This is a genomic window from Elizabethkingia occulta (assembly GCF_002023715.1).
Classification (GTDB): domain Bacteria; phylum Bacteroidota; class Bacteroidia; order Flavobacteriales; family Weeksellaceae; genus Elizabethkingia; species Elizabethkingia occulta.
Genome location: NZ_MAHX01000018.1, coordinates 328,182 through 352,420, shown reverse-complemented (window position 1 = coordinate 352,420; position 24,239 = coordinate 328,182). Strand labels below are relative to the sequence as shown.

24 protein-coding genes are annotated in these 24,239 nt (G+C 36.1%); 14 read left to right on the top strand and 10 right to left on the bottom strand.

Translation table 11 applies throughout. From position 1 onward, the window contains the following. The first annotated feature begins 214 nt into the window (after positions 1–214). Positions 215–343, top strand: coding sequence for a hypothetical protein (locus tag BAZ10_RS19390; protein WP_260262722.1), 129 nt, complete (start codon positions 215–217; stop codon positions 341–343). Between the two features lie 50 nt (positions 344–393). Here BAZ10_RS19390 and BAZ10_RS15650 read toward each other — a convergent pair whose 3' ends face one another. Both BAZ10_RS15650 and BAZ10_RS15645 read right to left on the bottom strand, forming a co-directional pair. Next, complete coding sequence (locus tag BAZ10_RS15650; protein ID WP_078772821.1) at positions 394–1,587, bottom strand: DUF1501 domain-containing protein; 1,194 nt, start codon at positions 1,585–1,587, stop codon at positions 394–396. A 12-nt stretch (positions 1,588–1,599) separates the two neighbouring features. Continuing rightward, positions 1,600–2,964: a DUF1800 domain-containing protein gene (locus tag BAZ10_RS15645; protein ID WP_078772820.1), complete on the bottom strand. Its 1,365-nt coding sequence runs from the start codon at positions 2,962–2,964 to the stop codon at positions 1,600–1,602. Positions 2,965–3,178: 214 nt separating this feature from the next. Between BAZ10_RS15645 and BAZ10_RS15640 the strand changes: the two genes are divergently transcribed. From BAZ10_RS15640 to blaB, 7 genes are all read left to right on the top strand, one after another. Continuing rightward, positions 3,179–3,760 carry a hypothetical protein gene (locus tag BAZ10_RS15640; protein ID WP_045184434.1) on the top strand — a complete coding sequence of 194 codons (582 nt, stop codon included), beginning with the start codon at positions 3,179–3,181 and terminating at the stop codon, positions 3,758–3,760. Between the two features lie 221 nt (positions 3,761–3,981). Next, complete coding sequence (gene glk, locus BAZ10_RS15635) at positions 3,982–5,022, top strand: glucokinase (RefSeq protein ID WP_245803837.1); 1,041 nt, start codon at positions 3,982–3,984, stop codon at positions 5,020–5,022. Positions 5,023–5,125: 103 nt separating this feature from the next. Further along, positions 5,126–5,692: a YceI family protein gene (locus BAZ10_RS15630; protein ID WP_078772818.1), complete on the top strand. Its 567-nt coding sequence runs from the start codon at positions 5,126–5,128 to the stop codon at positions 5,690–5,692. A gap of 76 nt (positions 5,693–5,768) precedes the next feature. Then, on the top strand, positions 5,769–6,809 hold the full coding sequence (locus BAZ10_RS15625) for a S66 family peptidase (protein WP_078772817.1): 1,041 nt from the start codon (positions 5,769–5,771) through the stop codon (positions 6,807–6,809). 37 nt (positions 6,810–6,846) lie between these two features. Next, complete coding sequence (locus tag BAZ10_RS15620; RefSeq protein WP_078772816.1) at positions 6,847–7,509, top strand: alpha/beta hydrolase; 663 nt, start codon at positions 6,847–6,849, stop codon at positions 7,507–7,509. A 418-nt stretch (positions 7,510–7,927) separates the two neighbouring features. Beyond that, positions 7,928–9,346, top strand: a complete 1,419-nt coding sequence (locus BAZ10_RS15615; protein WP_034869810.1) for an L-serine ammonia-lyase — start codon at positions 7,928–7,930, stop codon at positions 9,344–9,346. 22 nt (positions 9,347–9,368) lie between these two features. Next, positions 9,369–10,115 carry a BlaB family subclass B1 metallo-beta-lactamase gene (gene blaB / locus BAZ10_RS15610; protein ID WP_164461286.1) on the top strand — a complete coding sequence of 249 codons (747 nt, stop codon included), beginning with the start codon at positions 9,369–9,371 and terminating at the stop codon, positions 10,113–10,115. 19 nt (positions 10,116–10,134) lie between these two features. On the opposite strand, the gene BAZ10_RS15605 is transcribed toward blaB, so the two are convergent. From BAZ10_RS15605 to BAZ10_RS15570, 8 genes are all read right to left on the bottom strand, one after another. Beyond that, positions 10,135–10,611 carry a DUF1203 domain-containing protein gene (locus BAZ10_RS15605; protein WP_078772814.1) on the bottom strand — a complete coding sequence of 159 codons (477 nt, stop codon included), beginning with the start codon at positions 10,609–10,611 and terminating at the stop codon, positions 10,135–10,137. An 87-nt stretch (positions 10,612–10,698) separates the two neighbouring features. Beyond that, complete coding sequence (locus BAZ10_RS15600; protein ID WP_078772813.1) at positions 10,699–11,541, bottom strand: prephenate dehydrogenase; 843 nt, start codon at positions 11,539–11,541, stop codon at positions 10,699–10,701. Positions 11,542–11,761: 220 nt separating this feature from the next. Then, entirely contained in the window at positions 11,762–13,270 is a 1,509-nt protein-coding gene (locus BAZ10_RS15595) for an NAD(P)H-hydrate dehydratase (RefSeq protein ID WP_078772812.1), read from the bottom strand. Positions 13,271–13,765: 495 nt separating this feature from the next. Continuing rightward, positions 13,766–14,134 (bottom strand): hypothetical protein, encoded by a 369-nt coding sequence (locus tag BAZ10_RS15590; protein ID WP_059324809.1) that lies wholly within the window; start codon positions 14,132–14,134, stop codon positions 13,766–13,768. Then, the gene (locus BAZ10_RS15585) at positions 14,135–15,325 is read right to left on the bottom strand and encodes an alanine dehydrogenase (RefSeq protein WP_078772811.1); all 1,191 of its coding nucleotides are present in this window, start codon (positions 15,323–15,325) and stop codon (positions 14,135–14,137) included. It abuts the gene before it with no gap. Positions 15,326–15,364: 39 nt separating this feature from the next. Then, positions 15,365–15,775 carry a tRNA (adenosine(37)-N6)-threonylcarbamoyltransferase complex ATPase subunit type 1 TsaE gene (gene tsaE / locus BAZ10_RS15580; protein WP_078772810.1) on the bottom strand — a complete coding sequence of 137 codons (411 nt, stop codon included), beginning with the start codon at positions 15,773–15,775 and terminating at the stop codon, positions 15,365–15,367. 143 nt (positions 15,776–15,918) lie between these two features. Beyond that, the gene (gene porX / locus BAZ10_RS15575; RefSeq protein WP_078772809.1) at positions 15,919–17,463 is read right to left on the bottom strand and encodes a T9SS response regulator signal transducer PorX; all 1,545 of its coding nucleotides are present in this window, start codon (positions 17,461–17,463) and stop codon (positions 15,919–15,921) included. A 20-nt stretch (positions 17,464–17,483) separates the two neighbouring features. Further along, entirely contained in the window at positions 17,484–17,924 is a 441-nt protein-coding gene (locus tag BAZ10_RS15570; RefSeq protein ID WP_078772808.1) for a DinB family protein, read from the bottom strand. A gap of 141 nt (positions 17,925–18,065) precedes the next feature. Between BAZ10_RS15570 and BAZ10_RS15565 the strand changes: the two genes are divergently transcribed. The 6 genes from BAZ10_RS15565 (at position 18,066) to BAZ10_RS15540 (ending at position 24,231) form a co-directional block, all read left to right on the top strand. Next, on the top strand, positions 18,066–19,307 hold the full coding sequence (locus BAZ10_RS15565; protein ID WP_078772807.1) for an HD domain-containing protein: 1,242 nt from the start codon (positions 18,066–18,068) through the stop codon (positions 19,305–19,307). Positions 19,308–19,339: 32 nt separating this feature from the next. Next, positions 19,340–20,377: a UDP-3-O-(3-hydroxymyristoyl)glucosamine N-acyltransferase gene (gene lpxD / locus BAZ10_RS15560; RefSeq protein WP_078772806.1), complete on the top strand. Its 1,038-nt coding sequence runs from the start codon at positions 19,340–19,342 to the stop codon at positions 20,375–20,377. After that, a complete protein-coding gene (locus BAZ10_RS15555; protein WP_078772805.1) occupies positions 20,370–21,767 on the top strand; it encodes a bifunctional UDP-3-O-[3-hydroxymyristoyl] N-acetylglucosamine deacetylase/3-hydroxyacyl-ACP dehydratase in 1,398 nt (465 codons plus the stop codon). The genes lpxD and BAZ10_RS15555 overlap by 8 nt, the downstream gene beginning before the upstream one ends. Before the next feature lie 7 nt (positions 21,768–21,774). Continuing rightward, a complete protein-coding gene (gene lpxA / locus BAZ10_RS15550) occupies positions 21,775–22,566 on the top strand; it encodes an acyl-ACP--UDP-N-acetylglucosamine O-acyltransferase (RefSeq protein ID WP_009091819.1) in 792 nt (263 codons plus the stop codon). 34 nt (positions 22,567–22,600) lie between these two features. Continuing rightward, complete coding sequence (gene efp, locus BAZ10_RS15545; RefSeq protein WP_009091817.1) at positions 22,601–23,164, top strand: elongation factor P; 564 nt, start codon at positions 22,601–22,603, stop codon at positions 23,162–23,164. 167 nt (positions 23,165–23,331) lie between these two features. Further along, the gene (locus BAZ10_RS15540) at positions 23,332–24,231 is read left to right on the top strand and encodes a UDP-3-O-(3-hydroxymyristoyl)glucosamine N-acyltransferase (RefSeq protein ID WP_078772804.1); all 900 of its coding nucleotides are present in this window, start codon (positions 23,332–23,334) and stop codon (positions 24,229–24,231) included. Positions 24,232–24,239: the final 8 nt, after the last annotated feature.

Here is a 24,239-nt window from a genome sequence, read left to right as displayed (position 1 = left end):
AATATATCTTTTAGTATTAGATCATAGATAGAGGTATCCTCTATATTTATATTAGCGTAGAATAATCATAGCGAAAGTGTAAAAATTTATTTTCCTATGTTGAACTTTTTATATTGACTATTCTATGTAGCTATGTGGTTTTATAAAACCTTAATATGCTTTTATTTTTTATTTGGCGTGAAAGTTGTACCTTATTGCTGAAAAACAAAATATTATGAAAAGAATAGTAAGAGCGGCTTTAGCCTTTTTAGTCCCAATTGCAATTGAGTTTGTTATAAAAAAGATTACTGAAAAGCGTAAAGGTAAAAGGGATCAATCCCCTGAAACTTTACCCAACGCGTAATTCATAAAATAAGAATAACTCCCGAAAATTTTCGGGAGTTATTTTTTATTTTAAATAAAATCATAAAATGTATTCTGCCGTGACAGGATCTTTTGATCATCTGCATTTAGCCATTTTTTGAGAATAGTAGCGTATACATTCCGGAAATCTTCGGTGTAGATAAGATCTCCGTCATTTAGTCTTTCCAGATTAGATAATGGATTTAGAAGGCCTTTTTTCTTCAGCCCGCCACTAATAAGGAACATCTGATTCGCTGTACCATGGTCTGTTCCTCCGCTGGCATTCTGAGCTACACGTCTGCCAAATTCAGAAAAAGTAACTAATAATACATCCTGAAATCTGCCATTAGTTTTTAGGTCATTGATAAATGCTTTAACAGCATCGTTGATCTGAGTAAACAGATTTTTTTGCGTCTGAAGCTGGTTAACATGAGTATCAAAACTTCCTACAGACAGATAGTATACTTGTGTGTTGATATCTGAATTTATAAGAGAAGCGATGGTTTTAAAATCTTTGCCCAGTCCTGTAGCAGGATAGGTAGATGAAGCAGGCTTTACCTTTGTATTCTCAAGAATATAAGATGCATTGCTAATGGTATTTCCCAAAGTCTGATAAAGATAATCCACAACCTGTTCATCATGAGAATGAGAATCGTTTAACTTTTTATAGAAAGCCTCATTACTCGAATTAAACAGTCTTTTAGGGTCCGTAACCGCTATTGCTTTATTCTGTGAACCTTTCAGTGCAAGACTCAGCATATCGTCTATTTCCAGAGCTTGTGTTGGATGTGTGCAGGTATGACAGGCTTCATCCAGATAACGGCCCAACCATCCGGTTTCCCAAAAATCTTTTGAACTGCTGGCGGACTGCCAGATATCCATACTTCTGAAGTGCGATTTGTCAGGATCGGGATAACCTACATTGTTCAGTGCTGCAAGTTCCCCGTTATCATATAATTCTTTAAAGAATGTCAGAGACGGATGTATAGAAGCTTCGTCAGTTAAAGAAAGTGAATCTTCCTTGCTTATAGATATGCCATTTCGGTTTTTATAGTAAAGGTCATTCCTTACCGGTATGATCGTATTCAGTCCGTCATTACCTCCGCTAAGCTGGAGAACAACAAGAATCTTGTTTTGTGTCGGGAGTGCCTGAGGCAATTCCATTGCTTTCAGAAATTTAGGCATCATAAGAGATGCGCTGGCTAATGAGCTTATTTTAAGAAAATTTCTACGATTGATCAGCATATTGTCAGGAATTTAGCATAGTTGGTATTCAGGAACGGACATAAGGTTGATAACATCTGCCTCAAATGATTTTCCGGAGTATTCTTTAATAACATTTAAAGAAGAAGCTACTTTTTTCTGGAGAAGCAGATCTGCAAGATTCTGATCTTTCAGTATAGTCTCTGCCTGCGCCCAGTTGATATTTGCTTTTGCGTTTTTAGGATTAAAATGTTGCTTCTGTCCCATATAGGTATCATCGTCCTCTTTGGGTTTATATACCATAGGGATAATGCCGCTCCATATTTGCGGTATCTGCATTCTTAGCAGTAGAGTACTGCTGTCTATCCAGTTGGTACCACTTGGCCACCCGGCAACATTTGGCGGACGGAAGATAACCTGCCCGAGCAAATTGCCGTAGTTAATAATAACTTCCGGTTTTTCAAAGCTTAATGGCAAAGTACGTTGTATGCCTACAAATAATTCTATAGGCGATTTTATTCTGGTGCCGATATTTGCCTCATTATAGAACCATTTTGATGTGAAAATATGGTCAAGTAATTTAGCAATATTATAATTGCTTTTGTAAAAGACAGTGGCCATTTCGTCTACAATCTGATCGTTGACTGTTTCATTCACAAAAAAACGATAGATTTTAGTCGCTATAAATTTGGAGGTTGCTTTTTGTTGCAGAATAATATTCAGGATATCACTTCCGTTAAAATTTCCGGTTTGTCCCAGAAAAGTTTTCTCAGCATCATCATGGAGCTTTGGTCTTTCCTGAAAAATTCCTGTTTTATCATAACCCCATCCCGTAAAAGCTCTTGCAGCTTCTTTTATATCTTTTTCTGTATAATGACCTCTGCCCATTGTAAACAGTTCCATTACCTCGCGCGCAAAGTTCTCATTAGGGTGACCTTTTCTGTTTTGCTGATTATTCAGAAAGCTTAGCATAGATGCTGATTGACTGACGGCCCTTAGCAGATCACCAAAATTCCCTAAAGCTTTCTGTCGTACAATGTTTAGCAAATCCTGATTGAAATTACTGTTCTGTATACGCGAAGCAAAATGACCCATCCAGAAAAAAGCAACTTTTTCACGAAGTTGTTGTGGAGAATATGCCATTTTGTCTATCCAATCCAAAGCAATCTGATTGGTTTGCATATTCAACTGTTGGTTTCTGAGTTTTCTTGCTTCCGGATCATTTTTAATATTACCATCCACAAGCAGATTGCTCTCGTCCACTACTTTTATTGCAGGGACATCGGCTTCTGTAGAATCTGCCAGAATTTGTTTCCATAGTTTCAGTGTGTCAAAACTGAGCAAATTAAGACTGTCGCTTTTGGGACCAAAGCCTGCCCGCCACAACAGATGCTTATTTTTTACAAAATTTGTGAGCATATTGCTTTATTCTTTTTGGTATGATTAATATTAAACGTTAAGGTTAAAGATTAAATTGCTTTAAGTTTTTATAAAAATATATAAAAAACAGGTCTTTTTTTATAATACTTAAATATGAGTTAAAACCTGATGGATAAAGGTTTTGTTAATGTTTTGTTAATTTTGGCACGCTTTTTACAGGTGTATAGTAGTAAAATTTAAAAAAATAGATGTTATGAAAATGATTAAGCAAGCAGCTTTAGTAGCTGGTATTTTCGCAGCAGGGTTAGTAAGTGCCCAGAGTGCTGATATGAATAATATGCTTAAAGTAGGGGTGAACGGTGGTGTTTCTACCGGAGGTAACACTTCTGCAAATGTTGGGTTCGATTTATCTTACCAAAATATTGTAACTCCTGGTTTCGGATTAGGTATTGCAACGGGATACAACCAGTTTTTCGGGAAAACTAAATCTTTCTCTGCTGGAGATGTTAAATACAATGACTTTGGAGTAATTCCGGTTGCTGCATTGCTAAGATATTACCCTGCTCGTACAGGTTTCTATGGTGGAGCTGACTTAGGTTACGGTTTTATAGTAGGTAAAAACAATGTAGCAAAAGATGGTTCTCCATACAACGCTGAAATGCCAAATGGAGGTTTCTACTTAAAGCCGGAAATTGGCTACCACAACCAAAACTGGAACTTCTTTGTTCACTATACTAAAGTATTTACAGGTGACAAAGGACAGATTGGTGATGTTAAATTCAACGCCGGAACAATTGGCGCTGGTGTAGCATACAACATTCCACTAGGTAAATAGTTTTTTAATATTTAATAGTAAGAGCTCTTCCTTTTTGGGAGAGCTTTTTTGTTATATAAGAATAACTGTAGCTTGAAATTGACTTTAGAGTATGTTGTAATTTGTTTATAATCAGTAATTTGTTTGTTTTTTTAAGGTATGGTGTTTTTTTATATTATATGAACAAAATGTTAAGTGCTTTTTTTATATTTTTGGAAAAATAATTATTTAATATGGAGTTAATGAGGTTTCCATTGCACCTTCCTGGTTGGAAAAATGTTGATAATGACGGACTTTCGGTAATTGCAACAGATATTGGAGGTACCAAAACAAACTTAGGATGGTTTGTTTCTGAGAATCATAAAATGGTATTAAAAGAAGAAGCTACCTATCCATCAAGAGATTATAGCTCCTTTAGTGATATTATCAAAGACTTTATCAAAAATTATAAACTGGAACTTCCGGATGTTTTGTCAATCGGTGTTGCAGGACCAGTTGTGGATGGTAAGTGTATTACTACAAATCTTCCATGGTCTCTGGATGTATCGTTATTGAAAAACGAACTTCGTATTAACCGTGTGGAAATGATCAATGACCTGGAGGCTACAGCTTATGGATTAGCTGAGGTAAACGATGGTTATCTGGCTACAATTCATAAAGGAAATCCTAATATTGACGGAAATGTTGCTATTCTTGCTCCCGGAACAGGTCTTGGTGAGGCTGGGTTATTCTGGGATGGTAAAGCTTTAAGACCATTTGCAACAGAAGGCGGACATTCCGAATTTTCTCCAAGAAATAAAACAGAGGTTGAGTTTTACGAATACCTGAACTCTATTTATGGCATCGTAAGCTGGGAAACAGTAATCTCAGGCCCTGGAATATTTAATATTTACAGATTCCTGCGCGATGTAAAAAAACATCCTGAACCAGCATGGCTTACGCAGAAATTTGAGGAAGAAGGAGACCCTTCAGCGATTATTAGCCATACAGCTATGCGTGAACTGGATCCTACATGTTCTCTTGCAATGGAGATGTTTGTGGACTTTATGGCACGTGAGGCAACAAACCTTGTACTAAAACTAAAAGCAACAGGCGGATTATTATTAGGCGGAGGTATTCCTCCGAAGATTTTTAATTTGCTGAACAAAGATAAATTCCACCAGAATTTTATCGTAAGTGATAAAATGGAACATATACTAAAAGATATTCCGATCTACTTAATCCTGAATAGTAAAACAGCTTTAATGGGAGCTGCTTACTATGGCGCTTATGGAAGAGCATAGAAAATGAAAATGCAGTTTTTGTAGTGATTGTTGAAAACTTATCATAGGATAAGGTAATCGTCTATAAAAAAGGTATACTTTTGCATTAACATAAATTCAACACATGAAAAAGTTAGGTTTTCTATTATTAATGACAGCAGGTTTGGCATTTGGACAAACCAAAAAGGTAGTTGGTTCTGATATCCAGTGGTGGGGCTATAAAGTGATGAAGTCTGATGCTTCTTCACATTATGGTAAAGTAAATCTGAAAAGCGGTAATATCGTTTTGAAAAACAATCAGGTTGCAGGAGGTACTTTCGTATTAGATATGACAAGTATCAACGCTACTGATGTTGCTGGTGAAGATCAGCAAAAACTAAACGGACACCTTAAAAATGGTGACTTCTTTGAGGTTGAAAAATTCCCGACTGCAAGTTTTACGATTACTTCTGTAAAAGCTAATAATGATAAAGTTTACAACTATGTAGTAAACGGAAACCTTACTGTAAAAGGTAAAACTGAAGCTATCTCTTTCCCTGCAAAAATTAATAATAGCAAAGGACAGGTAAGCATCGTGTCTAACAAATTCTCTTTCGACAGACAGAAGTTTGGAGTAAATTATAAAGCTGGTATGAAGGATGTTGTTATCAAAGACGATATCGATATGCTTGTAAAAGTGACTGCGAAATAAATAAAATATAGTTAGTATTTTTAATGAAACGGGAAGTAGAGGCTACTTCCCGTTTTTTTGTTATATTTTTGTAAACATGATACTTACCAGACCACAACTATTGAAACCCGGAGATACTGTTGCTACCCTTTCTCTTTCATGGGGTGGGGCTGGAACTTTTCCGCACAGATATGAAGCCGGAAAAAAACAGCTGGAAGATGTTTTCGGACTCCATGTTATGGAAACAAAAAATGCCCTGAAATCTGCTGATTACATTTATAAAAATCCTCAGGCAAGGGCAGAAGATTTAATGGAAGCTTTCTCGGATTCATCTGTAAAAGCCATTATTTCCAATATTGGTGGAGATGATAGTATCAGAACGCTGCCTTTTACTGATCTTTCAGTAATCCGTAATAACCCTAAAATATTTCTGGGATTTTCAGATACTACGGTTACTCACATGGCTTGTTACAAAGCAGGATTAACTTCTTTTTACGGAACATCTGTATTGGTTGGTTTTGCCGAAAATGGAGGCATGCATCAATACCAAATAGAGGATATTAAAAGAACTCTTTTCTCTGCAGAACCTGTAGGTCAGGTTTTACCTAATCATGACGGATGGACAACAGAGCGTTTAGAATGGGGAGAGCCGGAATTGCAGAATACTAAGCGTAGCCTTGTAAAAGACAGCCAATGGAATTTTCTGCAAGGCACAGGAAAGGTTAAAGGTGAGCTGATTGGTGGTTGTGTAGATGTTTTGGAATTCCTGAAAGGAACGGATTTCTGGTTTTCGGAATCTGACTGGGATGGAAAGATTTTATTCCTGGAAACTTCGGAAGAAATGATGTCTCCGCTTCAGTTCTGCTGGGCATTAAGAAATTATGCTGCACAGGGTGTTTTTAAGAAAATTAGTGGGCTTATTTTAGGAAGGCCTTATGATAATAAATATGTTCAGGAGTATAACAAAATACTATTGCAGGTTATAAGAGATGAAGAAGGCCGGGATGATCTGACTATTGTAACTGAAATGAATTTTGGACATACTTGCCCCGTATTTACAATTCCTTACGGTGTAATGGCGGAAATAGATAATGAAAGAAAAACATTTAGTATTTTGGAAAGTGGTGTAACCTTATAAAGGAGAAGCTTCCAGTTTATATTATATTTATATTTAAATGCAACCTCAGGATTCTAAAATAAAACTCTATATCATCAGCGGGCTGGGAGCCAATGCACGTGTATTTGACAAAATAACTTTTAACGAAGATATTGAACCTGTTTTTATCGATTGGCTTATGCCGGAGAGAGATGAAGATTTTGATCATTATATTTCCAGAATGACAGAAAAAATAGATGATACCAAAGTGTTTTATTTATTAGGTTATTCTTTTGGTGGGATTTTGGTACAGGAAATTCATAAGCTGAAACCCGCTAAAAAAATTGTTATTCTTGGAAGTATTAAATCCTGTCATGAGAAATCCAGGTTTTTTAATTGGAATCAGCTATTGCGGCTATACAAAGTAGTTCCGATGAGCTTTTTCTCCAATAAGAAAGCCATTTCCTATGCCTTTTTTCGTAAAGCCAACGACAAAAGAATAGATAAGCTGTATGAATATTTTACAGTCAGACAGCCTTATTATCTGAAATGGTGTATTCATCAGATCTTAAACTGGAAAGGAGAAGAGCAAAAAGAAGTTGTTCAGATTCTGGCTGATAAAGACGTGGTGTTCCCTGTGAAAAATTCTGCTCCGGATTATATTATTAAAGGAGCTTCTCATTTATTCCCCGTAACCAGAGCAAAGGAAGTATCGGATATTTTACAGAAAGTTTTGAGTTGATATAATTTCAAACAGTCGGATAGAACTTTTAAGAAATAACTTCTCGATACAAAATTCTTTCAGAATTTCACTTGAAGTGACGTGGCATCACATGTTATAGAAATATTATTTCTAAATATGGCTTCGACATGCTCAGCCTGACACTCCTGAAAGAAAGATGTTTTGAACAATAAATGTCACTCTGAGTGAAGTTCGTAGTGAGCTTGAGGAACTATTGAAGAATACTGATAATAAAATTTAAATAGGTTTATAATATTTATTCTAAAATCTCGTCAGTTCGAGTGGGAAATGGAGTGCAACGTATCGAGAACGTCTTTATAATTTAGCTTATTTCCAAATTTTTAAATTCACCCGCTATAAGACGTATTTATCATTGACTACCTGTAGATAAAATACTAAATTTGTATAAATTCAGATTATGCAATCGATTAGTGTTTTTGAAATTATAAAAGTGGGTATAGGTCCTTCCAGTTCTCATACTATGGGGCCATGGAATGCGGCAGAAATGTTTCTGGATCATATCCGTCGTGAATATAAAATAGCAGATGTAAAAGAAGTTTTTGTAGAATTCTTTGGTTCACTGGCCAAAACGGGAATCGGACATGGTACCGATATTGCCGGAATGATGGGGTTGAGTGGCGAAGATTTTAAGTTAATAGATACTTCTAAAATAGATGATAAAGTAGCTGAGATAAAAGAGTCTCAGAAGTTAAATCTTGGTGGAGAGCATGTGATTCCTTTTGTATATGGACATCACTTAATCCTGAATATGGAAAGAGCTCTGGATTTTCACCCTAACGGAATGATTTTCCGCGCTGTTTTCAATAATGGTGAGGAAATATCCAAAGATTATTATTCCGTGGGTGGTGGATTTGTAGCGACACAAGAAGAAAACTCAATTGAAAATAATTGTGTTCGTACACTTTATCCGTGCCATCATGCCGAAGATATTAAAAAGTATATCGACAAACTAAACCTTAACAGGATTTCGGACCTTATTCTTTTAAATGAAGAGTCATGGAGATCAGAAGAAGAAACCCGCAAACAGGCATTATATATCTGGCAACAGATTAAAGAATGTATTTACAAAGGGGTAAACCGTGAAGGTATCCTTCCGGGGGGATTGAATGTGACGCGCCGTGCAGCGGGTATCAACAGAAAGCTTTTAGGTGATAAAGTTTATAAAAATATAAATGAATGGTTCCAGCTGGTTGTAGATGCCGAAGAAACCTTCAGTACAATTAATAAATGGGTAAGCTGCTTTGCACTGGCAGTAAATGAAGAAAATGCTTCTTTCGGAAGAATTATCACAGCGCCTACAAATGGTGCAAGCGGAGTAATTCCTGCAGTATTAATGTATTCGCAGTGCTTTACTGAGCATATTTCGGACGACGATATTGTAAGGTTTTTAATTGTTGCGGGGGAAATAGGAACACTATTTAAAAAGAATGCAACAATCTCGGCAGCAATGGGAGGTTGTCAGGCAGAGATCGGGGTATCTTCAGCAATGGCAGCAGCCGGATTAACCGAAATTATGGGAGGCTCTCCAAAACAAGTATTACAGGCAGCAGAAATTGCAATGGAACACCATTTAGGATTAACGTGTGACCCTATCGGCGGACTTGTTCAGATTCCATGTATAGAAAGAAACTCAATGGGAGCTATAAAGGCTATAACGGCTTCTAATATTGCATTGGAATCTAATCCGGATAATGCGAGAGTTTCATTGGATCAGGTCATTAAATCGATGTGGGAAACAGCTTTGGATATGAATACCAAATACAAAGAAACATCGGAAGGCGGCCTTGCTGTAGCAGTAAACGTAGCAGAGTGTTAATAATACAAAGAAGAAGATAATAATGAAAGGATTAAAAGGGCTATTGGTTCTGGCTTTAGGCTTTACAGGACTACAGGTTTTTGGGCAACAGAACCCTGATATTAAAATTGAAAAATTAAAAGATAATTTATACGTCTATACAACCTATAATACCTTCAAAGGGACTAAATATGCAGCTAATGCTGTATATATGGTAACCGATAAAGGAGTAGTGGTTATAGACTCCCCGTGGGGAGAAGATAAATTTAAAAGTTTTACAGACGAGATTTATAAAAAACACGGAAAGAAAGTTATCATGAACATTGCGACCCACTCTCATGATGATAGAGCCGGAGGTCTTGAATATTTTGGTAAACTAGGTGCAAAAACTTATTCTACTAAAATGACAGATTCTATTTTAGCAAAAGAGAATAAGCCAAGAGCAAAGTACACTTTTGATAATAATAAATCTTTTAAAGTAGGAAAAACTGAGTTTCAGGTCTATTATCCGGGAAAAGGTCATACAGCAGATAATGTGGTTGTATGGTTCCCTAAAGACAAAGTATTAGTAGGAGGCTGCATTGTAAAAAGTGGTGATTCGAAAGACCTTGGGTTTATTGGAGAAGCTTATGTAAACGACTGGACACAGTCCATACACAATATTCAGCAGAAATTTCCCGATGCTCAGTATGTCGTTGCAGGTCATGACGACTGGAAAGATCAAACATCAATACAACATACACTGGATTTAATCAGTGAATATCAACAAAAACAAAAGGCTTCAAATTAATGAAGCCTTTTTCCCTAATTTAAACTGAACGCTTAACCAGACAACTATAGCAGCCTGGTTTGGCATTGTGAATATGGATATAGTCAATATCCGTGTTTTCGAGCCATTGATGCAAAACATTTTTAAGTTCTGTACCGTTTATAACATCAGCTTGTATCATGGCTTCATTTTTATTATAAGCGCGAAGGGACAAAAGCCTTCTTGTAAGTATATCCGGGATTTTATTTTCCGCTATTTCTCTCGTCCGGGCATTCTCACGAATGAAAATTGCTCCTGCTGAATTATAGGGAGAATTGGTTTTTAAATGCTCAAATGATAATAACAAAACACTTTCTCCAATCTCAGCATCTTCCAGACTAACACGACAGGGAAAAGCATTGGCTTTATCAACTGTTTTCCTGGTGATATTACGTTTTGCTAATTCTTCGTCTGACAGAGCAAATAATGATGAAAACATCTCGCGATTTAGTCCCTGGATTTTAAAATTTGTATTCATTCTTTTTTCTGACAAATTTTGTCCAAAACAGAATGTTTTACAACCCGATTCTTGCTTATTTAGTCGTCTTTTGAAAGTTTTTGAATCCTATTTCAAGATTCCTCTTATTTTATTGGCCTTAAGAATTAATTCCTCCAGATATTCATAGTTCTCCTTTTCGAGCGCCGATTTGAATTTTCTTAGTTGAGAGATATGCTCGTTGAGAACATCCAGTACATTCTCTTTATTTTGTCTGAAGATAGGTACCCACATTTCCGGATGGGATTTTGCCAGACGTACTGTACTTGAGAAACCGGTACTTGCCAACTGAAAAATAGTATCTTCCTCTTTTTCTTTTTCCAAAACGGTATTGGCAAGTGCATACGAAGTAATGTGTGATATATGGCTGATATAAGCAGTATGGATATCATGATCTTCGGAATCCATGTACAAAAGATTCATTTCAAGTGCATTATAAACTTTTTGCACAAGTTTTACGGCATCCTCTGCAGATTCTTCCTGATTACAAATCACGGCAGCTCTTCCGGTAAAAGCATCTGCCATTGCAGCAGCAGGACCACTATTTTCGGTTCCCCACATTGGGTGAGTTGCTACATATCTGGGACGATTCGGATGATTTTTAATAGCCTTTACAATTCCATCTTTAGTAGAACCTACATCCATTATTGTCTGCTTATCATTTAGCAGATCCAGTATATTAGGAAGGATTATTCGGGCTGCATCTACGGGGATAGCAACAATAATCAGGTCAGCACTTTTTACACCTTCATCAAAAGGAAGATACTCATCTATAATGCCTAGAGACTTAGCTTCATTTAAATGTTTTTCATTTTTGTCAATTCCAATAATTTTAGAGGCAAGCCCTTTTTGTTTTAATTTCAGGGCCATCGATCCGCCGATAAGCCCAGTTCCAATAATACTGATATTCATGATTCTGTTTTCTTTACTATACTAAAAAAGAAACCCTGTCTTATAAGGACAGGGTTCACTAATATTTTGACATATCATTCTTGTCCTAACGGTCGTTAAGATTAGAATAATAATATGCGTTGTTCATTTTCACGAGGCTAAATTAGAAATTAAGGATGAGGTGACAAAATTTTTTATTCAAAAAATATTAGTTCCTTTTAAAATTTGTGTGGAGTCAATTCTATTTGGTAAGGTCGAAATAAGCAGCACTTATAAAATTTGAAATATCAGAAGCAACCAGAGAATGTGGATGTATTTTTTCTGTTGCGAGATCTCCGGCTAATCCATGTAAATAGGTGCCTAGAAGGCAAGCTTCGTAGGATGAATAACCTTGCCCTAAAAGTGAAACAAGTATTCCTGAAAGTGTATCTCCGGAACCAGCAGTCGCCATTCCCCAATTACCTGTGGAGTTGAAATAGCAATTGCCATCGGATAATATACTGGCGGTGTAAGCTCCTTTTATTAATATATTGATTTCATATTTTAAGGCGATAGCTCTTACCTTTTCAATTTTTTCAAAGTCATCCTTCCAATCACCAATCAGTCGCTGTAGTTCTTTTGGGTGAGGTGTAAGGATTGCGTTTTTAGGAACATACTGAAAGGGCTTTTTCTGCTTTGACAGAATATTTAATGCATCAGCATCGATAACAAAGTATTGGTTAGGATTATCTTTCAGGCATTTTAGCATTAGTTTTTCCGTTTCTTTGTGCTGACCCACACCCATACCAATAGCTACTGCCTGATATGTATTTAAATCCGGAGCTTTGGATAAATACTCTTCACCAGGATCTGTGATACACATGGCTTCTGTTATGCTGTTTTGCATAATATTGTAACCACATTTGGGTAAATAAGTAGTAACAAGACCACTACCTGTTTTTAGTGCTGCCAGACTACTTAGAACTGTAGCTCCAATTTTTCCGTAGCTGCCACCCATAATTAATACATGGCCAAAAGTTCCTTTATGTGAAAACTTTGAAGCTGGCTTTAAAAACTTTTTTATCATCTTTTTCTCGACGAAATAATAGAAAGAATCAAAGCTTTCCCGGATATTTTTATCTAGGTCTATTTTAACGATAGAGAAATCGGCCAACCATTTTTGTGATGCAGGGAACAGAAGACCCGTTTTAGGTATTTCAAAAGTAAACACATGATCAGCTTTCAGGCAGGGATAATCTTCATCCATTGCACGGTCAGCAATAAAGCCTGATGGCAAATCAACTGCAAAAATACTAAGAGGTAAAGAATCTGAAATCTGTTGAAAAAAATCCTTCCATTTCTTATCTAAAGGAGTATGTAAGCCATTCCCGAAAAGTGCATCTATCACTATTGTATTTTCATGAATATCAACGGTAGTGTTTTCATTGAAAACTGTAACGTTGATACTCATATTCTTTAACCTTTTCTGGTTCTCCAGATTTTCTTTGGAATATTGTTCGGCCTGAAGCAGAAAGATATGGACTTCGAAATTTTTTCTAAATAAAATTCTGGCTATTGCCAGACCATCACCACCATTATTTCCTTTTCCGCAAAATATACTGAAAGCTGGTTGCTGGCCTTTTATTTTATCCAGAATAGCATTGGTGACTGCTTCGGAAGCACGTTCCATTAGCTGCCACGAGGATATATTCTGAATTGCAATAGTTTCCTGATCCAGAAGCTTAATCTGACCAGAGTTTAGGATTTTCATAACCTAAAGGTAAGGATTACCTGAAGTAAATCAAATTTTTAATCCAAGAAAGCCCGGATGGTCTTTTGTAATTGATAGCAGAATTAAGTATGAATACTTTGATTTTATATTAGGTTATTGAATTGGGGAATTTTATAAGGCTAATATAATATCAATCAAATACAAATCCAGAGTAGGAATATAGAGGAAAAATATTCTTTTGACTATTCATGTTTCGAGATAATATTCCTCCAGAATACTTATTTTTGAATGCATTTATTTTTACACAGATCAGGCTCCTCTGGAGCTTTATTCTAATTCCTTCCGATTTCTCTTATCATGAAACTTTATATAGAAAATATGCTTCATCATAAAAGTTCCTTTAAGAACTTTATATTTATAGAGAATATAATTGAGAAAACTCAAAGCGTTCCGGAGGAACGTTATCTTAACCTCGCCAAAGCGGGTGATTATAAATAAAAATGACCGGAAGAAATTCCGGTCATTTGTTTATGATTAATTTATTTTTTTGATATTGATAAACTGAGCATTTTCTTTGCATTTTTCATACTGTACTTCGTATACAGGTTTTTTGGAAGGGTAGAAAAGTAAATACTTCGGGCAAGGCTGCTTTTGAGCTTCACTTCTGTCAAAGTCTATTTTTCCCTTGCTCACAATACTGTCCTTCAGGAATTTTTCATTCAGGTTCAATGCCTTTAGTTCTTGCTGGAAATCCGGAGTAAGAACAAAGTCTTTTGTAAGGGTTTCAGCAACTACACGGTCATTTGGAAAATAAGAACAACTGGTTCCTTTTTGGTTTAGAATAAAGAATACAATGATGATGCCCGGAATAAGGCCTATTAAATAAAATCTGAATCTCCGCATTTAGAAAATTAAAAGGTTGATATCGTGGTACTGCATTCCAAATTTGTTTGCAATAGCCTGCTTCGTAAGTCTGCCTTTGTACATATAAAGACTCTGCTTCATTTCACTATTTTTTACCAGAACATTTTCGAAACCACCTTCCTGATCAAAATCCAGTAAGTAGCTTAAAAAGAAATTGCTTATAGCTTTTGTAGTTGTTCTGGACATGCGGGAGGTAAGGTTAGGTAATCCGCAATGGATAACACCATGTTTTATAAAGGTAGGCTTGGAAAGAGTAGTAAGTTCTGATGTTTCGACACTTTTACCATTGTCTACAGTAACGTCTATAATTACACTGCCCTTTTTCATATGCATTACCATATCTTCGGTGACGATAGGGAACATATTAAGCCTTGGTAACGCGCCGATTACAACATCTGCACGTCTCAGGCTCTTTTTTAATTCTTTTGGATCGATAATAGAAGTAGGTACTCTGCTGTCTACCATCACATTTAGTCTTCTTAGTTTGGATAAAGAATTATCGAATACTTTTACACTGGCACCTAATCCAATAGCTGCTTTTGTCGCATATTCACCTACAATTCCGGCACCCACAATTACAACTTCTGTAGGTCTTACTCCTGTAATCCCGCCAAGCATTTGCCCGTTGGTTTGTGCAAGAAGTTCGGAAGAGTAAAGAATAGAAACCGTACCGGCAATCTCTCCGATAAGACGCACAAGAGAATACTGCTTGTACTCATCCATAATATATTCGAACGCAATTGCATTGATTTTTTTTTCGGATAATTTCTTGAAGTATTCTTTGGAGCTCAGGTTGATTTGTAATGCAGAGATAATGTAAGAACAAGGCTTCAGGAATTCTATCTCGTCCAGTGTCGGCGGATTGATTTTCAGAATAATGTTTTGACTAAATACTTCCTGAGTATCTGTTGTCATTTCTGCACCAGCCTCGGCGTATTGCAAATCGGTAAAAAAAGAACCTTCTCCTGCACCATTTTCCATAATAATGCGGTGGCCAGCCTGTACTAATACCTGTACTGCATCGGGAGTAAGACATAATCTTTTTTCGTCAAGACAAGTTTCTTTCGGAATTCCGATGCTGAACTTTTTTTCCTTTCGTACAATTTCTAATTTCTCTTCCTTGGGAATGAGTTCTTTTTCTGTGAAAGGTGTAAAAATTGTTGTACCCATTTTCTAACTTTTATATCAATCCTTATAACAAAGATAGGACTATTTAAATTTTATTGTTCTTGTGTTATCAGAATTTGTGATTTGCATTTCGTGGTGTGGCAGATCAGAAATTTCATCCTGAAATATCTCAGGCCATTCAATGATACTAAGGAAGGCATTGTCCAAATAATCTTCGATGCCAATATCGTATACTTCTTCTAAGTTGCGTAGCCTGTACAGGTCAAAATGAAAAATTTTACCTTTTGGACTCTCATATTCATTTACAATAGAATAAGTGGGTGAGGTAACTTCATCGTTACTTCCCAGAGATTTTACAAGCTGTTGTGTAAAGGTTGTCTTTCCTGCTCCAAGATTACCTTTTAGGAACAGGATATTATGCTTCAGATGCTGCTTGATTTTCTCAGCAACTTCCTGCCATTGTTCTATGGAAGAAATTTCAATTTCCAGCATTTTTTATTCTTTAATCCTGCAAATTTGTATTTTTTAATGTTACAAAACAAAAAAGCCGGGTAAATTATTTATCCGGCTTTTATCATTTTGGCTGTAAAGGTGTTTGTTTACAGTAAGTTTCGGTATTTTAAATTTTATCTTGTTTATTTCGGTTCCAAAATAGCAATAGGAATAATTACTTCTTCCAGAGAAATTCCACCATGCTGATAGGTGTCTCTGTAATAGTTAACAAAATGGTTATAATTCTTAGGATAAGCTAAGAAAGTATTGTTCTTGGCAAAAATATATTTGGAGCTAAGATTTCCTTTTGGTAAGAATAGTTTTTCAGGAAAATCTATTGCCCATACATCTTTGTCCTCGTATGTTAAGCTTTTTCCGGTTTTGTAACGGATGTTGGTGGATGTCTCACGATCACCAATTACTTTACTTGGCTTTTTTACATAAATAGTACCATGGTCCGTTGTGATAACCAGTTTGAACTTGTTCTCCGCAGCAAGCCGGATAATCTTCATCAGAGAAGAATTCTCGAACCAGTGCTCAGTTAGCGAACGGAAAGTCTTATCATCACGAATAAGCTGGTCAACGATCACATTGTCAGTTTTAGCATGAGAAAGAATATCGATGAAGTTGTAAACAATAACTAAAAGGTCATTGTTTTTATGCTGATTAAAGTCCTCGTAAATTTTTCTCTCAAAGTCAGCATTCAATATTTTCAGATACTTCAGGTGTTTACCGGATAGTCCTAAACGCTTCATCTGATCTTCCAGAAAGTCTCTCTCATGTTCATTTTTATTTCCTTCCTCATTATCATTAAACCAATATTCAGGGAATCTTTTTTCTATTTCTGAAGGAAGCAGACCTGCAAAGAATGAATTTCTTGCATATTGTGTTGCAGTCGGTAGGATACTGAAATAATAATCTTCCGATGTCTTATTATAAAAACGAGTAAATAATGGCTCTATAACTTTCCACTGATCGTAACGTAGGTTATCTATCATCAGAAGAAGAACTTTGTCTTTCTCAACCTCAGGTTTTACTTTCTCTTTAAACAGAGTATGCGACATTAATGGCTTTTCGTTAGAGTTTAACCAGTCTGCATAGTTGTTCTCAATAAATTTAGCGAACTGAATATTTGCTTCCTCCTTTTGACTAAGTAAAAGGTCTGAAAACTCATTGTTCAGGACTTTATCGAATTTTATCTCCCAGTTCAGAATTTTCTTGTAATATTCTGCCCAATCCTGAAAACTGTTCAGGTAAGAAAGTTCCATACTAAGGTTTCTGAATTCCTGCTGGTATTCCAATATGGTCTTCTGTTCTACAAGATCTTCGCTCTGAAGATTCTTTTTTAATGACAGCAAAATCTGATTGGGATTTACCGGTTTTAGGATATAGTCCGAAATCTGAGAACCAATAGCCTGCTCCATCAGGTGTTCTTCCTCGCTTTTGGTAACCATTACAATTTTGATAGTGGAGTCTATATTTTTAATCATCGGGATTGCTTCCAATCCCGAAATTCCCGGCATATTCTCATCGATAAGTACCAGCTGATATTTTTCTTTTTCCAGAATTTCCAGCGCCTCATTTACATTGTTTACCGGAGTCAGCACATAGCCTTTAGCCTCCAGAAATACCATGTGAGGTTTTAGTAAATCGATTTCATCATCTACCCATAATATCTTTCCTGACATAATTTCTTTTTATTTCTTTTTTATTCTAATAATCTTCTGTGATAGTTAATCTGCCCAAGATGGTAACTGAGATGTGCTGTAAGATGAGTAAAGAAAAACTCTGTACTCATTTTGTCTTCGAAAACAATAAGCGGATATTCTTTTTTCAGATCATCTTCACTAAGATTATTCAGCGTATTCTCTATCACCAGAATGGTATTCTCTATCATTTCTATGAGTTGAGGTCTTGGTACATCCTTCAGAGAAAATTCAGCTTCTCTGTTTCTTATATAACCCGTTTTACCCGTAATAGCACCGATAAAATGGTTGAGATTTCCTATAAGGTGAAGGCACAAATTACCTGCAGAGTTGCTGATATGCTTTGATATTTTCCAGATATTTTCTTCTGACTGATAAGATTCGATCTCAGTTTTCAGCTTCAGAAGATCTCTTTTGAAAAGTATTTGTAATGTCTCAATCATCATAACTTTTTTATGCTCTTCAAAAATACGACCAAAAGTTCTTAATTAATAGCTAAAATGACAATTGATTGCGTTAAAAACCGTTAACTCTGTATGGAATTGACTACATTTGTATAGCTTTTTGATGCTAAAAATTTCTGAATGGTTAATAAACTGAAAATCGTTAATGATCCGGTACACGGATTTATAAAAATCCCTTATGAAATCCTTTTTGATGTTATAGAACATCCATATTTTCAGAGGTTACGCAGAATTTCGCAGACAGGATTACTTTCATTAGTTTATCCGGGTGCTATGCATACCAGATTTCACCATGCACTGGGAGCAACACATGTCATGTTTACAGCTCTGGAAACTTTGAAGATGAAAGGAACAGAGATTTCTCAGGAAGAAGAAAAAGCGGCTCTACTGGCTATACTTTTGCACGATGTAGGACATGGTCCTTATTCTCATGCGTTGGAATCTGTACTGATGAATGATTGCCACCACGAGCGTTTATCCATCCTTTTAATGGAGAAACTTAATGAGCATTTTAATGGGCAGCTTGATTTGGCAATACAGATGTTTCAGGGAAAATACCATCGTAAATTTTTCAATCAACTAGTTTCTTCCCAATTGGATGTGGATCGTCTGGATTATCTGAAACGGGATAGTTTTTATACGGGTGTTACAGAAGGGAACGTAAATACCCAGAGAATTATTTCTATGATGAATGTCCATAAAGATGAATTGGTTATTGATGCAAAAGGGATTTATTCTATTGAGAATTTCTTAACGGCCAGAATGTTTATGTACTGGCAGGTTTATTTTCATAAGACATCTGCAGTTGCAGAACACCTACTTATAAAGGTATTGAAAAGAGCAAAAGAATTGGCTGCACAGGGCGAAGATCTTGTTGCTACAGAAAACCTGAGTTATTTCCTGAAGAAAAATAAATTTGATAAAATGACTGAGGAAGACCTCAGACGCTTTACCGAGATGGACGATTCAGACATTATGTTCGGTCTTAAAAATTGGCAGAATCATTCGGATTTTGTACTTAGTCATTTATGTAAATCTATTACTCAAAGACATTTTCCTAAAAATATTATTTCGGAAAAAGCTTTTGACAAACAGACTGTGGATAAAATCATCCAAAAGACTAATGAGTTCTATGGGATAGATAATGCAGAATGGCTGGTGGATCAAATCGAAAGAACTTTGCTGCCATACGATACAAACAAGCAACCTATTTTTCTGAAAAGTAAATCTGAAGATGTTTTTGCATTAGATAAGTCCGAAAATCAGATATTAACCCAGCATTTAAAGACGTTCAGCACTAAATATATCTTATCTTTTCCAAGAGAAGTTTTACCTGTTGTAATTCAGGATCTGAAAAGATAAAATTATTCACTTTTTTAGTATCTTTGCAAACTATGGAATTTACTGCAGAGCAAATTGCAAACCTAGTTAAAGGTAAAGTTATAGGGGATCCTGAGACAAAAGTGTCCGGATTTTCTCAGATCGAGGAGGGTAGGAAAGGTAATCTTTCTTTCCTTGCGAATGCTAAGTATTTACCCCTGATGGATAATACTGAGGCCTCGGTCGTTATTATTTCGGAAAATCTAATAGATAAAGATAAAAAATATCCGTCTGCCCTGATTGCTGTGGAAGATGGATATTTAGCTTTTCAGGTATTGATGAATCTGTATCAGGATTTACAGTCAAAAAAGACAGGAATAGAACAACCTGCTTTTATCAGTGAATCTGCTAAAATAATGGATGACGTTTATATCGGAGCATTTACCTATATTTCTCATAAATCTGTTATTGGTGAAGGTTCACAAATATATCCGCAAGTTTACATTGGTAAAAATGTAAAAATTGGTAAAAACTGTCAGATTGATAGTGGTGCCAGAATTTATGATGACTGTGTAATCGGAGATAATTGTGTGATCCATTCCAATACTGTAATCGGTGGAGATGGGTTCGGTTTCCAGCCTACAGCAGATGGTTTCAAAAAAATCCCGCAATTAGGAAATGTAATTATTGAAGACAATGTAGAAATAGGCGCTGGCTGTACTATAGACAGAGCTACAATTGGTTCAACAATTATAGGTAAAGGAACTAAGCTGGATAATCTTATTCAGATTGCCCATAACGTAAAATTAGGTGAGAACAATGTAATTGCGGCTCAGGCAGGAATTGCAGGCTCAACAACTATCGGACACTGGAATATGATTGGTGGCCAGACAGGTATTGTTGGGCATATTAATATCGGGAACCAGGTGAAAATCCAGGCACAAAGCGGAGTTAACAGCAGTGTTAGCGATCACGAAGTACTTTATGGATCACCTGCAATTTCGGCAACTGACTTCAGAAGAAGTTATGTGCATTTCCGTAATTTCCCGGATATCGTACAAAGAATTAATAATTTAGAAAACATAAACTCAAAAGATAGCACTAATGAGTGATAAGCAAAAGACTTTAAAAGAAGAAGTAACCCTTTCGGGAATTGGGCTTCATACTGGTAAGAATGTAATCATGACACTAAAACCTGCAAAAGAAAATACAGGTTTTGTGTTTGTACGTACTGATCTTGAAGGACATCCGACAGTAGAAGCAGATGTTAATTATGTTACCAGTACAGAAAGAGGTACTTCTCTTGAAAAGAAAGGAGTAAGCATTCATACTTCGGAGCACGTTTTAGCCGCTTTAGTAGGTATGGATCTTGATAATGTTATTATCGAACTGGATAGTTCAGAACCTCCTATTTTAGATGGATCATCCAAATACTTTATAGAAGCCATTGAATCTGTTGGCGTAGAAGAACAGGAACTACAGAGAGATTACCTTGTAATTAAAGAGGTATTGAATTATGTAGATCCAGCTTCCGGTTCAGAGATTACAATAATCCCTGCGGATAATTACGAAATTACCTGCATGGTAGATTTCGGGACTAAAGTTTTGGGAACTCAGAATGCAAGTCTTAAACATATTTCTGAATTTAAAGAAGAGATATCCAGCGCAAGAACATTCAGTTTCCTGCACGAATTGGAAATGCTTTTAGATCACGGATTAATTAAAGGGGGAGACATCAGCAATGCTATCGTATATGTTGATAAAGAATTAACACCTGAAACTATAGAAAAATTAAAATTTGCTTTTGGTAAAGAAGATGTTTCTATCAGGCCAAACGGTATATTAGATAATGTTACCCTTAAATATCCCAACGAAGCTGCACGTCACAAATTACTGGATGTTATTGGTGACCTTGCTTTGGTAGGTGTTAAGATAAAAGGTAAAGTTATCGCTAACAAACCAGGGCACTTTGTAAATACACAATTTGCTAAAAAATTAAACAGACAGTATAAATTGCAGAAAAAGAAAAATGTGCCGGATTTTGATTTGAAGGCAGATCCTGTTTATGATATAAACGGAATTATGAGACTTCTTCCTCACCGTCCGCCATTCTTATTAGTAGATAAAATCTTAGAATTATCTGACAGCCACGTGGTAGGGTTGAAGAATGTTACCATGAACGAACCTTTCTTTGTGGGACATTTTCCTAAAGAACCAGTAATGCCAGGTGTATTACAGGTAGAAGCTCTAGCACAGGTAGGAGGTATTTTAGTATTGGCGAACGTACCGGATCCGGAAAATTACTCTACATATTTCATTAAAATGGATAATGTAAAGTTCAAAAGAAAGATTGTTCCGGGTGATACCGTTATTTTCAAGATTGAATTAATGGAACCTATCAGAAGAGGAATTGTTCATATGCAGGGATACGGCTATGTTGGAGATACTGTGGCTATTGAAGCAGAACTAATGGCACAGGTAGCAAAAAATAAAACCGAATAAATAAAGGATGATACATCAATTAGCCGTAGTAGATAAGAGAGCAAAAATTGGTAATCAGGTTATTGTAGAACCTTTTACAACCATTGCCGGAGATGTGGAGATAGGATCAGGAACGTGGATAGGGCCAAATGTAACCATTATGGATGGTGCACGTATCGGGAAGAATTGTAAAATTTTCCCGGGAACGGTAATCGCAGCGGTTCCCCAAGACCTTAAATTTGAAGGAGAAGATAGCCAGGTAATTATTGGTGATAATACGGTAATTAGGGAGTGTGTTACAATTAACAGAGGAACTAAAGCTCTTGGATATACCAAAGTTGGGAATGACTGTCTCATTATGGCTACATCACACATTGCACACGATTGCACAATTGGTGATCATGTAGTAATTGTAAATGGTTGTGGAATTGCCGGACATGTTGAAATTGGAGATTTTGCTGTAATTGGTGGGCTTAGTGCGGTGCATCAGTTCTCCAGAATCGGAAAACATGTAATGGTTTCCGGAGGTACCTTGGTAAGAAAAGATATTCCGCCTTATATCAAAGTAGCAAGAGAACCTATTTCCTATGCAGGTATTAATTCTATTGGCTTAAGAAGAAGAGGTTTTACCAACGAAAAAATTTTTGAAATTCAGTCTATTTACCGTGCGATTTTCCAGATGAAGAAGAATGCTACTCAGGCAATAGAATATATTGAAAAAGAACTTCTTCCTACAGCGGAAAGAGATGAGATTATTACCTTTATCCAAAACTCACCAAGAGGTATTGTAAAAGGATATGGTAATTCTTCAAAAGATTAAAAATTTAAGAAACAAAAAAATATAAAAATACTCAATGGCAACAACTGCAGACATTAAAAAAGGTCTTTGTATTGAATTTAGCAATGATATCTATAAGGTAATTGAATTCCTTCACGTAAAACCAGGAAAAGGTCCTGCTTTCGTAAGAACAAAGCTGAAAAGTGTAACCAACGGAAAAGTGTTAGATAATACATTTTCTGCAGGACACAAGATCGAAGAGGTTAAAGTAATTACCAGAAAATTTCAGTACCTTTATGACGATGAAAATGGCTTCCATTTCATGAATAATGATGACTTCACTCAGATCTATATCAACAAAGAAATGATCGAAAATGCTCAGTTTATGAAAGCAGGTGAAGAGGTTACAATCGTTTTAAAAGAAGCAGATGAGGCTCCGTTATCAGCGGAAATTCCACCAACTGTAACTTTAGAAGTTATTGAAGCTGATCCAGGTGTAAAAGGAAATACAGCGACTAATGCATTGAAAAATGCAATCGTTGAGACAGGTGCAAGAGTACTGGTTCCTTTATTTATAGAACCGGGCGAAAAAATCAGAATCAATACTGAAGACGGTAGCTATATCGAAAGAATTAAATAAGATGACACTTTGATAGAATGTATTTGTTGATTCCAACTTAACAACTATATTTTATCAAATCTTAAGAAAAATATACGAATGAAACGAAACTTATAATGAGTTTTCCAGGCTGGTAATATCATTATAGGTTCCGTTCCGTCCGGCAACAAAAAATAAAAGATAAACAGATGAAATTTAAAAAAGCTCAGAATCTGAAAACAATTGCCGATCTTATCGGAGCACGCTATGTGGGTGATGCAGAATTTCAGGTTTTAGGCACAAATGAAATACATCGTGTTACAGCCGGAGATATTGTCTTTGTCAATCATCCAAAATATTATGACAAAGCTTTAAATTCAGCTGCTACTATTGTTCTTATAGATCAGGAAGTAGAATGCCCGGAAGGAAAAGCACTTCTTATTTCTGAGGATCCGTTCCGCGATTTCAACTTAATCAATACTCACTTTACCAGAACTCAGGACTTCAAGGAAGAAAGACATAATCTTGAAGTTGGAGATGCTACTATCATTCATTCTTCTGTAGTAATCGGAAACGATGTGAAAATAGGAGATAATTGTATGGTCCATCCTAATGTGGTTATTGGAGACAGAACAGTTATTGGTAATAATGTGATTATTCAGTCCGGAACTGTTCTGGGAGGTGATGCTTTTTATTACCGTAAAACAGCCAATGGTTTCGAAAAACTTCAGTCCGTTGGACATGTTGTTTTGGAGGACGATGTAGAGATTGGCGTTAACTGTACTTTAGACAGAGGTGTTACAGATGTTACACTAATCAGAAAATCTACTAAAATAGATAATCAGGTACAGATAGGACACGATACCATTATTGGTGAACGTTGTCTTATTGCATCACAGGTAGGTATTGCCGGATGTTGCAATATCGGGAACGAGGTTACATTATGGGGACAGGTAGGTGTTGCATCTTCTGTAACGATTGAAGATAAAACAGTTGTTCTGGCAACTTCAGGTGTTTCTAAAGACCTGAAAACTGGTACATATTTCGGTGCTCCTGCTGAGCCGGCAAAAGAGTTCTATAAAAAAGCGGTGAAGCTGAGCAGGCTTTAATTAAATTT